The organism is Ferrovibrio sp. (assembly GCF_964218355.1).
Lineage (GTDB): Bacteria > Pseudomonadota > Alphaproteobacteria > Ferrovibrionales > Ferrovibrionaceae > Ferrovibrio.
Genome location: NZ_CAXPMC010000024.1, coordinates 22,661 through 35,854, shown reverse-complemented (window position 1 = coordinate 35,854; position 13,194 = coordinate 22,661). Strand labels below are relative to the sequence as shown.

Below are 13,194 nucleotides of genomic sequence, written 5' to 3'. Positions count from 1 at the left end.
ATGGCCGAACTGATTTCCGGCGACCGCCGGCTGGACCAGGCCGAATTGCAGGCGCGGGTGGCCCGTGCCGCCGGCGGCTTCAGGGCGCTGGGTATCGGCGAGGGCGATGTGGTGGCGCTGTTCCTGCGCAACGACTTCGCCTTTTTCGAGGCCGCGCTCGGCGCCGCCCAGGCCGGCGCCTATGCCACTCCGGTGAACTGGCATTTCACCGCCGAGGAAACCGCCTACATCCTGCAGGATTCGGCCGCGAAAATCCTGGTGGTGCACAGCGACCTGTGGCCGCGCATCGCCGAAGCCGTGCCGGAGGACGTGAAGGTCTTCCTCGTGCCGACCCCGCCCGAGATCGCGGCGGCCTATGGCGTGACCGATCCGGGCATGCCCGCCGGCAGCACGGTATGGAACGACTGGCTGGACCGGCAGCCAAGCGATCCCGGCACGCCGACCCCGCGCAATGCCATGATCTACACCTCGGGAACCACCGGCCGGCCCAAGGGCGTGCGGCGCGAAAAGCCGACCCCCGAGCAGCTGGCGGCGAATGCCGTGGCACTCGGCACGTATTTTGGCCTCCGCGCCGCCGAACCCGGCGTGATCCTGATGAACGGCCCGATGTATCACTCGGCGCCGAATTCCTACGGCCTGACCGCGGCACGGCAGGGCCATACCATCGTGCTGCAGGCCCGTTTCGACCCCGAGGAGATGCTGGCCCTGATCGAACGCCACCGCATCACCCACATGCATATCGTGCCGACCATGTTCGTGCGGCTGCTGAAGCTGCCGGAAGAGGCGCGGCGGAAATACGACCTCTCATCCCTGCGCAACGTGGTGCATGGCGCCGCCCCCTGTGCGCCGCCGGTGAAGCAGGCCATGCTCGACTGGTGGGGCCCTGTCATCAACGAATATTACGGCTCCACCGAGACCGGCATCGCCGTCTGGCTGTCGGCTGCCGATGCGCAAACCCACCCGGGCAGCGTCGGCCGCGTCCTGCCCGGCGCCACCGTTGTCGCCATCGACGAGCAGGGCCGCGAACTGCCGCCGGGCGAGATCGGCGAACTGTATATCCGCGCCAGCTATGTGCCGGATTTCACCTATAACCGGCTGGACGAAAAACGCCGGGAAGTGGCCCATGGCGACCTGATCACCGTCGGCGATGTCGGTTATGTCGACGCGGACGGATTCGTCTATCTGCGCGACCGCAAGCGCGACATGGTGATATCGGGCGGCGTCAACATCTATCCGGCCGAGATCGAAAGCGTGCTGATCACCATGCCGGGGGTGAAGGACTGCGCCGTATTCGGCATTCCCGACGAGGAATTCGGCGAAAGCCTCTGCGCCTATATCGAACCCGACCAGGCTGCGGCACCGCCCTCGCCGGCCGATGTGCAGGCTTTCCTGCTGCCGCGCATCGCCAAATACAAGCTGCCGCGCCGTATCGAGATCGCCGCCAGCCTGCCCCGCGAGGATTCCGGCAAGATCTTCAAACGCAAGCTGCGCGAGCCCTTCTGGCAGGCTGCCGGCCGCAGCATCTGAATGACAGCGACAGGATCCGTCCCATGACCAAAGCCATCCAGTTCTCTTCCTTCGGCGTGCCCCATGACGTGGCCGAGCTCGTCGACCTGCCGGAACCCGGGAAGCCCGGCCCCGGTGAAGTCGTGATCGACATGGAGGCAGCCGCGATCAACCCCGCCGACCTGCTGCAGCTGGAAGGCCGCTACGGCACCGAACGGCCGCCACTGCCCTCGATCGGCGGCGGCGAAGGGGTCGGCATCGTGCGCGAATGCGGCGAGGGCGTGACGCATCTCAGGCCCGGCGACCGCGTGCTGATGCTGTTTGCCGCCCGCGGCAACTGGCGCAGCGCGACGCTGGCCAAGGCAGCCCGGCTGTTCCCGCTGCCGCCGGCCGACCCGCAGCAGCTGGCCATGCTGACGGTCAATCCGGCCACGGCGCTGGTGATGCTGAAAACTTTCGTCGACCTCAAAGCCGGAGACTGGGTGATCCAGAATGCCGCCAATTCCGGGGTCGGCCACAACCTGATCAAGCTGGCGAAGAAACTCGGGTTCCGCAGCCTGAATGTGGTGCGCCGGGCCGAACTGGCCGATGCCCTGAAGGCCGAGGGTGCCGACGAGGTGCTGGTCGACGGCCCCGACCTCGCCGCGCGCGTGCGCGCCATCACCGGAAAGGACGCGCTGCCGAAGCTCGGCATCGACTGCATCGGCGGCGAAGGCACACGCCGCATCGCCGGCACGCTGGCCGAGGGCGGCACGGTGGTGAATTACGGCCTGCTGTCGGGCCAGCCCTGCATGGTGGATGCCGCCGACACCGTGTTCCGCAACATTGCATTGCGCGGCTTCTGGCTGGTGCGCTGGTTCGCCTCGGCCACTCCGCAGGACATCCAGAAAACCTATGCCGAGCTGACCGCCATGGTGGTCGACGGCACCATCCATGTACCGGTCGAGGCCACCTATCCGCTGGCACAGTACAAGGCTGCCCTGGCCCATGCCGCGCGCGAGGGCCGCAGCGGGAAAATCCTGTTCACACCGTGACAGCCGCCAGGCCATGACGATATCGGGTCGATATCCTGTCGACCCGATATCCCACGGAAAACTGCGGCAGGTTGTCGCTGCGACGACCATGCTGCGCCGCCATCGCCGGCATTGCGCTAGGCTTGCCTCCGTTCCGCTCACGGACCGGAGTGCCTGCCATGACCGTCATTGCCTTCGAGACCGCCAGCCGCCCTGCGCCCGCGCCGGTGCGCGGCGCCGTCAGCGATCCCTGCACGACCTGCACCGTCAGGCAGCTCAGCCTCTGCGCCGGTCTTGATGGTGAAACCCAGGGCCGGCTGAAGGCGATCAACCAGACCGCCGTGCTGGAACCGCACCGCCTGCTGTTCCAGGAAGGCGATGCCGCGGATTACGTCTATACCGTCACCTCCGGACAGGTCAGCCTGTCGATGTCGCTGCCCGATGGTCGTCGCCAGATCACCGAATTCCTGGGCCCCGGCGACTTCATCGGCCTCGGCCTCGACAGCGACACGGCCAGTCACAGCCTGACCGCCGAGACCCTGACCGAGGTGCATGCCTGCCGGTTTCCGCGCCGTGCCTTTGCCGGCCTGATGGAAGAAACCCCGGCATTGGGCCGCCGGGTGCTGAATTTCGCCAGCCGGCGCATCGCCGCCGCCCGCGAGCAGCAGCTGATGCTCGGCCGCAAGACGGCGGTGGAGCGCGTGGCCTCGTTCCTGCTGCAGGCAGCCCGCCGCAGCGTGGCGCGCGGGGCCGCCGCCTCGCCGCTGACCCTGGCGATGACCCGCGGCGAGATCGCCGACCATCTCGGCCTGACCCTGGAAACGGTCAGCCGCGGCTTCAGCCGGCTGCGCCAGCTCGGCGTGATCCGGCTGGATGGCGCCGACCGCGTGACCCTGAACGACCTCGACAGGCTGGCGGAGCTGGCCGGCTGCGACTAGGCGGCGGCGATCGCCGGCAGGATGTCCCGGGTGGCGCCCGCCGCCCGGACCGGCTAAAACAGCTCTGCCCCGCCAGAGCCGAACCGATTCCGCAAGCCGATGATCCATTCCACCGATGTAGCCATCATAGGCGCCGGCCCCGTCGGGCTGTTCGCCGTGTTCGAATGCGGCATGCTGGGTTTCCGCGCCCATGTGATCGACACGCTGGACGCCATCGGCGGCCAGTGCAGCGCGCTGTATCCGGAAAAGCCGATCTACGACATCCCGGGCTATCCGCGGATTTCCGGCGGCGACCTGGTGGCACGGCTGGAGGAACAGGCGGCACCGCTGCGGCCGGTCTACCATCTGGGCCAGCGGGTCGAGACGCTGGAGCGGCTGGAGCCGGCTGCGGCAAAAGACGGCCGCCGTTTCCGCCTGACCACCTCGAAAGGCACCGTGATCGAGGCCGGCGCCGTGATCATCGCCGCCGGTGCCGGTGCCTTCGGGCCGAACCGGCCGCCGCTTGCCGGCATCGACGCCTATGAGGGACAGCCGGAAGGCGGCGGCGTGCAGTATCTGGTCCGCCGCGCCGAGGCCTATCGCGACAGGTCCGTCGTGATTGCCGGCGGCGGCGACAGTGCGGTGGACTGGGCCCTGGCCCTGCACGGCATCGCCCGGCAGATCTTTTTCGTGCATCGCCGCGACCAGTTCCGTGCCGCGCCCGACAATGTCGCGAAGCTGCGCGCGCTCAATGGCAATGGCATCGAAATCGTGGTGCCGTTCCAGCTGGCGGCCCTGGAGGGCGACGGCGCGGCGTTGCAGGCCGTGCAGGTCACGTCGCTGGACGGCGCCGGCCGCTGCCTGCCCGCCGACGCACTGCTGGCTTTCTTCGGACTGAAAAGCGATCTGGGGCCGATTGCCGGCTGGGGCATCGAGCTGGAACGCCATCACCTGCCCGTGTCGCCCGCCACCTGCCAGACCACAGCGCCCGGCATCTTTGCCATCGGCGATGTCGCCGCCTATCCCGGCAAGCTGAAACTGATCCTCACCGGCTTCGCCGAGGCGGCGGCGGCGGCCCATGCCATCTTCCCGCTGCTGCGCGACGGCCAGGCCCTGCATTTCGAATACTCGACCACCAGGGGTGCACCCGGCATCTGACTGACGCTGCGGAAACCCGCACGGCTGCATGGCGAAAGCGACAGACGCCCGCCGCATCCTGTCCTATGATGGCGGCGACAGAGCAGGACAGAAAAGCCGGGAGGAAAGCATGACGCACGACACCGCCGAACCGCGCGCGCAGTTCCGCGCGATGACCGATGGCACCCGCGAAGACTGGGCGATCATCGCCACCTCGGCGAAAGCCTTCAATGCCACCCTGCCCGACCGCGTCATCGCCCACCTGCGGCTGCTGGACGGCGATTTCGGTGGCTACCAGGTCGACCGGCTGACCCATTCGCTGCAGACCGCGACGTTTGCACACCGGGCTGGCATGGACGAGGAATACGTGCTCTGCGCCCTGCTGCATGACATCGGCGATACTCTCGGTTCGATGAACCACGCCGATATCGGCGCCGCCATCCTCAAGCCCTTCGTGTCTGAAAAGAACCACTGGATGCTGGAACACCACGGCATCTTCCAGGGCTATTACTTTTTCCATTTCGTCGGGCTCGACCGCGATCTGCGCGAGCAGTTCCGCGGGCATCCGCATTTCGCCCACACGGCCGAGTTCTGCGAGAAGTTCGACCAGTGCGCCTTCGATCCCGACGCCGAGGCCATGCCGCTGGATGCCTTCGAGCCGATGCTGCGCCGCCTGATGGCGCAGCCGAAGCGCTCGATCTACCTCAAGGCCATGGAGCAGGCCTGACAAGCCGCCGAAGCTTCAGCCCTCGGCCTGCAGCAGCGCACGCAGTTCGGTCTTCAGCACCTTGCCGTAATTGTTTTTCGGCAGCGCATCGACGAAGCGGTACTGCTTGGGCCGCTTGAAGCGGGCGATATGATCGAGGCACAGCGCGTCCAGCGCCGCTGCATTCAGGCCGACGCCGGCGCGGCCGACCACGAAGGCGATCACCTCCTCGCCCCAGTCGGCATGCGGCCGCCCCACCACCGAGACCTCGGCCACATCCGGATGCTGCAGCAGCACCTCCTCGATCTCGCGCGGATAGATGTTGCTGCCGCCCGAGATGATCATGTCCTTGCTGCGGTCCTTCAGGGTCAGCCAGCCATCCTCGTCGAAGCTGCCGACATCGCCGGTATGCAGCCAGCCGCCGCGCAGGGCCTGAGCCGTCGCTTCCGGATTGCGCCAGTAACCGGCCATCACGATCGGACCGCGGCAGACGATCTCGCCGATCTCGCCCGCCGGCAGCGGATTGTCGTCGGCATCCACCACGCGCACTTCGACATCGGTGCGCGCCACCCCGGCCGAGCCGAGCCGCGCCAGATAACGCGGATGACCGTCATCGACATGCATCTGCTTGTCCATGCCGGTGATGGTCATCGGCGCCTCGCCCTGGCCATAGATCTGCGCCAGCTTTGGCCCCAGCACGTGCAGGGCATGCTGCAGATCGGCCACATACATCGGACCGCCGCCATAGACGATGGTCTTCAGGTTCGAGGTGTCTGCCGTGGCAATCTGCGGTGCATGTACCAGCCGGTGCACCATGGTGGGTGCGAAAAAGAAGCTGCAGCCCGGCCAGTGCGCGATCAGCTCCAGCGTCTCGGCCGGATCGAAACCGCCCGAGTCCGGGATCACCTGGTTGGCGCCGCGCGCCACATGGGGCAGGCCATAGAGACCGGAGCCATGGCTGATCGGCGCGCAGTGGATGATGCAGTCCTGCGGCCCGACACGGTCGACATCGGCGAAGTAGTTCATGGTGGCGACCCAGAGATTGCGATGGGTCAGCATGGCCCCCTTGGGCCGGCCGGTGGTGCCGGATGTATAGAACAGCCAGGCCAGCGCATCGGCGTCGATATCGTCGGCCAGCGGCAGCGGCGCGGCATCGTACAGCCGGGCGAAATCGGCGCTCTCGGCTTCGACCAGCCGCGGCGCATCTTTCTGTTCCGCCAGCAGCGGCGCGAGATCAGCAGCCAGCGAAGCCGAGGCGATCACCAGCTTCGCGCCGGCATTCTCGGTGATCCAGGCCACCTCGCGGGCATGCAGCTTGGCATTGACCGGCACCGCGGCCAGCCCGGCATGCCACAGGGCGAACATCAGTTCCCAGTATTCCGGGCCGTTCTTCAGCAGCAGGGCGACGCGGTCGCCGCGCTGCAGGCCGCCCGCCGCCATCAGGCCGCCCGCCAGCCGCGGCACCCGGCTGCCCATTTCGGCATAGGTCAGCCGCACCGCACGGCCGACCGACAGCGCCGGCCGCTCGCCCCACACCTTCGCCGCACGATGCAGCAGATTCGCCAGATTCATGTCCGGTCCCGCCGTTTCCTCGCATTTCTTGGGACCGGATGTTACGCAAGCGGCGCCACAAACGAAAGCGGCGCCCGGAGGGCGCCGCTGAAGACGTCAGGCCACCGGTGCCTCAGGCGTGGTGGACCAGCCCCTCGTCGGAATTGAAGCGGTTGTGGTATTTCGGCGCGATGCGTTCGACCGGCAGCAGGATGAAGACATCAGTGGTGCCGAACTGGCGGTCGACCACGGCGCCATCGCCGATATAGGCGCCAAGCCGCAGATAGGCCTTCACCAGCGGCGGCAGGGCATGCAGCGCGGCGCGCGGGCTGATCTGGTCCGGCGGCAGCAGGTTCATCGGCTCGTAGCGGCCAGGCACGGCCCGCACGCGCCATTCCGGCGGCGGCAGGTGATGGGCATGCAGGTAGCTGAGCGCCAGCGCATGGGCCTGCGGATCGGTGCCGGAAAACGACGCGCAGCCGAACATGAAGCTGATGCCGTGATCCGAGATATAGGTCGAGATGCCGCGCCACAGCAGCTGGATGGTGGCATTGGTGCGGTAATCCCGGTGCACGCAGGAGCGGCCCAGTTCCAGCAGCCCGCCCATCGGGCCGACATAGTCCAGCATCGGCTGCAGGTCGTATTCGGCGGAGGAATAGAAGCCGCCATGCTGCTCGGCCACCTCGCGGCGCAGCAGCCGGTAGGTGCCGACCACCTGCTCGCCGGCCGGGCGATTGCGGTCGAACACCATCAGATGGTCGCACTGGCTGTCGAAATCGTCGAAGTCGAGGCCCAGCCGTGCCATCTCGGCCGAGGGCTCGGCCGCCATCTCCTCGTAGAAGACGCGGAAGCGCAGCCGCTGGGCGGCGGCGATGTCCTCGGGGCTGCGGGTGAGGCGGACCTCGAAGCGGCCATCGGCGGAAACGCACTGCCAGCCGCTCCGCGGTTGACGGGACGCCTGTACGGCCTGTGGCACGGAGAGTGGCAGCTGCATGTTCATGCTCCGACTATGGCCATACACTGTGACTCGAACATGTCAAATATATGACACATCTGCGAAAACGCGTCCCTAATAAAATATCTGGGGCCGATTCGCAAATGTCGCAGCTAGATATTGGGGGTCGGATGAAACAGAGCAGACATCACCGCGTCGCCGCGGCTCAGTCCTCGGCCAGCAGCGGTCCGTCGCTGCGGCGCTCGACGATGCGGGTCGGTGCGCCGCGCCGCGTCAGCCAGGCCAGCAGCGCAAGCCCCGGCAATGCCGCCACGGTGGTGGCAACGAAGAAGAGCGGCCAGCCGAGCCCGGCTGCCAGATAGCCCGCATAGGAAGACAGCACCGTCCGCGCCACCGCGGTCAGCGAGGACAGCAGTGCATACTGCGTGGCCGTGTAGGCGATGTCGCACAGCGCCGAGAGATAGGCGACCAGCGCCGCCGTGCCCATGCCGCCGGCCAGATTCTCAAAGCCGACGGTCAGCGCCAGCAGCCAGATGTCATGGCCATGCAGCGCCAGCACGGCGAACATCAGGTTCGAGCCCATCTGCAGGATGCCGCAGACCCACAGCGCGCGATACAGCCCGACCGCCTGCATCAGCCAGCCGCCGATGAACAGCCCGGCCATGGTGGCAACGAAGCCGTAGAGCTTGCTGACCTCGGCAATCTCGGCCTTGGTGAAGCCGGTCTGCAGGTAGAAGCTGGTGGCGAGCACGCCGGCGAGGCTGTCGCCCAGCTTGAACAGCAGCACGAAGAGCAGGATGCCGATCCAGCCCCTGCGTGACATGAACTGCAGGAAGGGCCCGGCGACGCTGGCATAGAGCCAGGCAAGCAGTCGTGCGGCGCCGCCCGACAGATGCGGCCGGGCCGCCAGCCAGTCCTGCGCCTCGGCCAGCCGGCGCTCGGCATCCCCGCGCGGCCGCGCTTCCGGCTCGCCGGCCAGCAGGACGGTGATGCTGCCGACCACGAGGATGCCGGCCATGGCGGCATAGACCAGCGGCCAGGCAAACAGGGTGGCGAGATACAATGCGCCCGCCGACGAGACCAGCATGCCGACGCGATAGCCGAACACGATGGCGGCGGCGCCGGCGGCAAGCTGGCGTTCCTCGAGGATCTCGACACGCCAGGCGTCGATCACGATATCCTGGGTGGCCGAGGCGAAAGCGACGGCGATGGCGCAGAGCGCCGTTGCCAGCAGGGCGTCGCGCGGGTTGCTGGCCGAGAGCGCGACGATGGCCGCCATCAGCAGGACCTGTGCAAAGACCAGCCAGCCGCGCCGCCGCCCGAGCAGCCGCGTCAGCACCGGCAGCGGCAGGCGGTCGACCAGCGGCGCCCACAGGTATTTCAGGGTGTAGGGCACGCCGACCAGGGCGAACAGGCCGATCTCGCCCAGCGGGATATCCGACTCGGTCAGCCACGCCTGCAGGGTCTGGCCGGTCAGGGCCAGCGGCAGACCGGAGGCAAAGCCGAGGATGGCAATGGCGATGACCCGGCGGTCGCGGTAGACCGCCAGCGCCGCCAGCCAGCCGCGCAGGCGCGAACCCGGTTCCGGCGCGGAATCCCGCTCTGCCGTCACGGATCAGGGCTGCCGGGCATAGCCGAGCGGCTGCAGCGCCTCCGAGATCTCGCCAAGGATGGCGGGGTCGTCGATGGTGGCGGGCATGCGGTAATCCTGCGCATCGGCAATCTTCTGCATCGTGCCGCGCAGTATCTTGCCCGAGCGGGTTTTCGGCAACCGTTTCACCACCACCGCCTGCTTGAAGGCCGCCACCGGACCGATCTTCTCGCGCACCAGCTGCACCAGCTCGCGGGTGATCTGTTCCTCCGGCCGGGTAACCCCCGCCTTCAGCACCACGAAGCCGAGCGGCACCTGGCCCTTGAGCTGGTCGGCCACGCCGACGACGGCGCATTCTGCCACGTCGGGATGCGCGGCCAGCACCTCCTCCATGCCGCCGGTGGACAGGCGGTGACCGGCGACATTGATGATGTCGTCGGTGCGGCTCATGATGAAGAGATAGCCGTCCTCGTCGATGAAGCCGGCATCGCCGGTGTTGTAATAGCCGGGAAACCGCGACAGGTAGCTTTTGCGGAAACCGTCGTCATTGTTCCACAGGGTCGGCAGGCAGCCCGGCGGCAGCGGCAGCCGGATCACGATATTGCCGATATCGCCGGCCTTCACCGGCTGGCCCTCGTCGTCGATCACCTGCACGTCGTAGCCCGGCACCACGCGGGTCGGCGAGCCGTGCTTGACCGGCAGATGCTCGATGCCCATGCAGTTGGACACGATCGGCCAGCCGGTCTCGGTCTGCCACCAGTGATCGATCACCGGTTTTTTCAGATTGTCCTCGGCCCAGTGCACGGTATCCGGATCGGCGCGCTCGCCGGCCAGGAACAGGGTGCGGAAATGCGTCAGGTCGTACTGCTTCAGCAATGCGGCCTTCGGGTCTTCCTTCTTGATGGCGCGGAAGGCGGTCGGCGCAGTGAACAGCGCAGCGACCTTGTGCTGCTGGATCACCCGCCAGTAGGCGCCGGCATCGGGCGTGCCGACCGGCTTGCCCTCGTAGAGCACGGTGGTGCAGCCGTAGATCAGCGGCGCGTAGACGATATAGGAATGCCCCACCACCCAGCCAACATCTGAGGCCGCCCAGAACACCTCGCCGGGTTCGACGCCATAGACATTCTTCATCGACCAGTTCAGCGCCACCATGTGGCCGCCATTATGGCGCACCACGCCTTTCGGCACGCCGGTCGTGCCCGAGGTGTAGAGGATGTACAGCGGATCGGTTGCCGCCACCGGCACGCAATCGGCTGGCGCGGCCTTCTCCGTTTCGGCATCGAAATCGAGATCGCGGCCGGGCTGCATGGGCGCCTGGTACATCGGCCGCTGGAACACCAGGCAATGGGCCGGCTTGTGCGCGGCGATCTCGATCGCCTGGTCCAGCAGCGGCTTGTATTCGACCACGCGACCCGGTTCGAGGCCGCAGGACGAGGCGATGATCATCACCGGTTTCGCATCGTCGATGCGGGTGGCCAGCTCGCGCGGGGCGAAGCCGCCGAACACCACCGAATGGATGGCGCCGATGCGGGCGCAGGCCAGCATCGCCATCGCGGCTTCCGGCGTCATCGCCATGTAGATGATGACGCGGTCGCCTTTCTTCACGCCATGCGCCTGCAGGGCGCCGGCCAGTTTCGCCACGCGGTCGCGCAGCGCGCGGGTGGTGAAGCTGCGCACCGTGCCGGTGACGGGAGAATCGTAGATCAGCGCCGTGCGGTCGCCATGTCCGGCCGCGACATGGCGGTCGAGCGCGTTGTAGCAGGTGTTGGTCTCGGCGCCGGGGAACCAGCGGTAGAAAGGCGGGTTCGAGGCATCCAGAACCCGGTCCCAGCGTTTCGTCCAGTGCAGGTCTTCCGCGGCGGCGGCCCAGAAGCCCTCCGGATCGGCCTTCGCGGCGTCATAGACCTGCTGATAGCGGCTTGCCATCCCGTCCTCCCGTCATTCTTTCCGTCTTTGCACCGATCTATAGCAGACCGGCCGGGTGCCCTTTAAGGCTTTCGGCAGTGAAAGCCCCTGCCACTTTGGGCGCATTGACCGGCATCAAACCGGCCCGGCGCCATGGCGGGCAGGCCGGCGCCCGTGGTCAGGCGGCGCGGATTTCCAGCAGGCTGCGCGGCGATACCGCCTGCAGCAGCACCAGCAGGTCGGCCAGCGCCAGCGCCACGCAGCCTTCGGTGGGTGCGTAATCCGGCTTTGCCACATGCACGAAGATCGCGCTGCCCAGCCCCGGGATCGGGGGATCGTCGTTATGGCCCGGCACCAGGATCACATCGTAGAGCCCGTCGTCGCGCCACAGCCTTTCATGGCTGCCGGCATGGGGCAGCGTTACCGGCCGGTTGTAGGCGGCCTCGGCCGGGTCGTCGCACCAGCCGTCGGCCGGGGTCAGCGGCGCCAGCGGCAGGCGGGTCTGCGGCGGCGCGGCGAAACGGTCGGGCCGGTACAGGACCTGGCGCAGCGGGTAGAGACCGAGCGGCGTGGCGCCGTCGCCCTCGCGCTTGTCGGCTTCCGGCCGGCAGCCGCCGCGCCCCAGCGCGCAGCGGAAATCGAGACCGCCGAAACGCAGCCGGCCATCGGCCGTGACAAGAAGGGTGCTCATGGCTGGATGAAGCGCGAATCCGGCCGCTCAGGCAAGGGCCGCGCGGCTATTGCCCGCGCAGGCGGTCGGTCTGCTGCTGCATGTCGAAATATTTCTGGTAAGCGGCGGCGGCACGATCGGCCCAGTCTCCCGCCGCCGTGCTGCCGTCCGGCGCGGCGCCGGCCGCGGCCGGCATGCTGCCGGCAAGGGTCGGCCGCGCGGCACCGAACTTGCTGGTCACGTTCTGCTGGGTGACGGGCTGGGTGCCGACGGCACGCTGTGCCACCGGTGCGCCCTGCGGGAAGGCCGGGAACCAGGTGCGGCCATTGGCCGTATAGGGCGCCGCCGGCGCCACCATTGCCTGCGGATTGCCGGTCTGCTGATTGCCGGTCTGCGGATTGCCGGTGCCGCCGGCTATCGAGCGGGCACCCGGCTGCGGCCCCTGGGCCAGCGCCGCCATCAGGGCGGCCGGATCGTTCTTCAGCGGCGTGGCGGCATTGGTGGCCATCGCCATGTCCTGCTGGACCTGTTTGTCGGCCTGCTGCTGGCCGAGCTGTTCGGCCATCATCTGCCGCACCGCCAGTTCGGACGCCGCGCGCTGTTCGGCCATCTCGCGCGCCATCTGGCGGCGCCGGTCCTCGGCCTCGCCGGCGGCGGGAGCGGTGGCCGGAGCGGTGGCCGGAGCAGTAACCGGGGCGGCGGCTGTAGCTGCGGCGGGAGCCGCTTCGGCGGCTGCCGATACCGCGCGGGCCTGCGGCGCGGTCACTGCCGGCGCCAATGCCGCCGCTGCTTCCGGTGCAGGGGCCGCCGCCAGCCGGGTTGCCGCCGGCGCGGTATTGCCGGGGCCGAGATCGATGCCGACCATGGCCAGCGCCTGCTCGCCCAGATCCTTGCCGGTCTTCTCCTCGATCATCGCGCTGGCAACGGCGGTGACCAGGCCCAGCGGGCCGCCGAACAGGGTGTCGCCGGCAATGCGGGCACCCGGTTCGATATGGTCGCCGGTCACCGCCCGGTAGATGGTGGAGACGATCGGGATATGCTGCAGCGGATTGATGATGTCGAGGAAGTCCGAGAACTTGAAGCCGTCCGGCCCGAACAGGCCGTTGCGCGCCGGTGCCGCCGCCGCCTCGGCCGCCGCACGGCTGGCGGCCGCGCCCGGCTGGTAGCGCGGATTGTCGAGAACGAGATCGTTGCCTTCGTAATACACGGCTGTGCTGCCCCGGATTCCTTTCCGGCAGCCTGC

General features: G+C 68.0%; 11 protein-coding genes. 5 read left to right on the top strand and 6 right to left on the bottom strand.

Going from position 1 to position 13,194, the window contains the following annotated elements; all coding sequences use genetic code 11:
• The 5 genes from ACEQZY_RS17415 to ACEQZY_RS17395 all read left to right on the top strand — a co-directional run bounded on the left by ACEQZY_RS17415 (window position 1) and on the right by ACEQZY_RS17395 (window position 5,300).
• Complete coding sequence (locus ACEQZY_RS17415; RefSeq protein WP_370156132.1) at window positions 1-1,527, top strand: acyl-CoA synthetase; 1,527 nt, start codon at window positions 1-3, stop codon at window positions 1,525-1,527.
• Between the two features lie 23 nt (window positions 1,528-1,550).
• The gene (locus tag ACEQZY_RS17410) at window positions 1,551-2,540 is read left to right on the top strand and encodes a zinc-dependent alcohol dehydrogenase family protein (RefSeq protein ID WP_370156130.1); all 990 of its coding nucleotides are present in this window, start codon (window positions 1,551-1,553) and stop codon (window positions 2,538-2,540) included.
• A 158-nt stretch (window positions 2,541-2,698) separates the two neighbouring features.
• Window positions 2,699-3,457 (top strand): Crp/Fnr family transcriptional regulator, encoded by a 759-nt coding sequence (locus ACEQZY_RS17405; protein ID WP_370156128.1) that lies wholly within the window; start codon window positions 2,699-2,701, stop codon window positions 3,455-3,457.
• A 99-nt stretch (window positions 3,458-3,556) separates the two neighbouring features.
• Entirely contained in the window at window positions 3,557-4,594 is a 1,038-nt protein-coding gene (locus tag ACEQZY_RS17400) for an NAD(P)/FAD-dependent oxidoreductase (protein WP_370156126.1), read from the top strand.
• A gap of 109 nt (window positions 4,595-4,703) precedes the next feature.
• Window positions 4,704-5,300 (top strand): HD domain-containing protein, encoded by a 597-nt coding sequence (locus ACEQZY_RS17395; protein ID WP_341703417.1) that lies wholly within the window; start codon window positions 4,704-4,706, stop codon window positions 5,298-5,300.
• Between the two features lie 15 nt (window positions 5,301-5,315).
• Here ACEQZY_RS17395 and ACEQZY_RS17390 read toward each other — a convergent pair whose 3' ends face one another.
• From ACEQZY_RS17390 to ACEQZY_RS17365, 6 genes are all read right to left on the bottom strand, one after another.
• Window positions 5,316-6,851 (bottom strand): long-chain fatty acid--CoA ligase, encoded by a 1,536-nt coding sequence (locus ACEQZY_RS17390; protein WP_341703416.1) that lies wholly within the window; start codon window positions 6,849-6,851, stop codon window positions 5,316-5,318.
• 112 nt (window positions 6,852-6,963) lie between these two features.
• Window positions 6,964-7,824, bottom strand: coding sequence for a GNAT family N-acetyltransferase (locus ACEQZY_RS17385; protein ID WP_370156122.1), 861 nt, complete (start codon window positions 7,822-7,824; stop codon window positions 6,964-6,966).
• 166 nt (window positions 7,825-7,990) lie between these two features.
• Complete coding sequence (locus ACEQZY_RS17380) at window positions 7,991-9,397, bottom strand: AmpG family muropeptide MFS transporter (RefSeq protein WP_341703414.1); 1,407 nt, start codon at window positions 9,395-9,397, stop codon at window positions 7,991-7,993.
• A 3-nt stretch (window positions 9,398-9,400) separates the two neighbouring features.
• On the bottom strand, window positions 9,401-11,302 hold the full coding sequence (locus ACEQZY_RS17375; RefSeq protein ID WP_370156120.1) for a propionyl-CoA synthetase: 1,902 nt from the start codon (window positions 11,300-11,302) through the stop codon (window positions 9,401-9,403).
• Between the two features lie 157 nt (window positions 11,303-11,459).
• Window positions 11,460-11,972 carry a L,D-transpeptidase gene (locus ACEQZY_RS17370; RefSeq protein ID WP_370156118.1) on the bottom strand — a complete coding sequence of 171 codons (513 nt, stop codon included), beginning with the start codon at window positions 11,970-11,972 and terminating at the stop codon, window positions 11,460-11,462.
• 46 nt (window positions 11,973-12,018) lie between these two features.
• Window positions 12,019-13,158 (bottom strand): hypothetical protein, encoded by a 1,140-nt coding sequence (locus ACEQZY_RS17365; RefSeq protein ID WP_370156116.1) that lies wholly within the window; start codon window positions 13,156-13,158, stop codon window positions 12,019-12,021.
• Window positions 13,159-13,194 lie beyond the last annotated feature (36 nt).

Excerpts from the sequence above, each read along its gene's own strand:
- ACEQZY_RS17415 (WP_370156132.1), top strand. The coding sequence starts at position 1 with ATGGCCGAACTGATTTCCGGCGACCGCCGGCTGGACCAGGCCGAATTG.
- ACEQZY_RS17410 (WP_370156130.1), top strand. The coding sequence starts at position 1,551 with ATGACCAAAGCCATCCAGTTCTCTTCCTTCGGCGTGCCCCATGACGTG.
- ACEQZY_RS17405 (WP_370156128.1), top strand. The coding sequence starts at position 2,699 with ATGACCGTCATTGCCTTCGAGACCGCCAGCCGCCCTGCGCCCGCGCCG.
- ACEQZY_RS17400 (WP_370156126.1), top strand. The coding sequence starts at position 3,557 with ATGATCCATTCCACCGATGTAGCCATCATAGGCGCCGGCCCCGTCGGG.
- ACEQZY_RS17395 (WP_341703417.1), top strand. The coding sequence starts at position 4,704 with ATGACGCACGACACCGCCGAACCGCGCGCGCAGTTCCGCGCGATGACC.
- ACEQZY_RS17390 (WP_341703416.1), bottom strand. The coding sequence starts at position 6,851 with ATGAATCTGGCGAATCTGCTGCATCGTGCGGCGAAGGTGTGGGGCGAG.
- ACEQZY_RS17385 (WP_370156122.1), bottom strand. The coding sequence starts at position 7,824 with ATGCAGCTGCCACTCTCCGTGCCACAGGCCGTACAGGCGTCCCGTCAA.
- ACEQZY_RS17375 (WP_370156120.1), bottom strand. The coding sequence starts at position 11,302 with ATGGCAAGCCGCTATCAGCAGGTCTATGACGCCGCGAAGGCCGATCCG.
- ACEQZY_RS17370 (WP_370156118.1), bottom strand. The coding sequence starts at position 11,972 with ATGAGCACCCTTCTTGTCACGGCCGATGGCCGGCTGCGTTTCGGCGGT.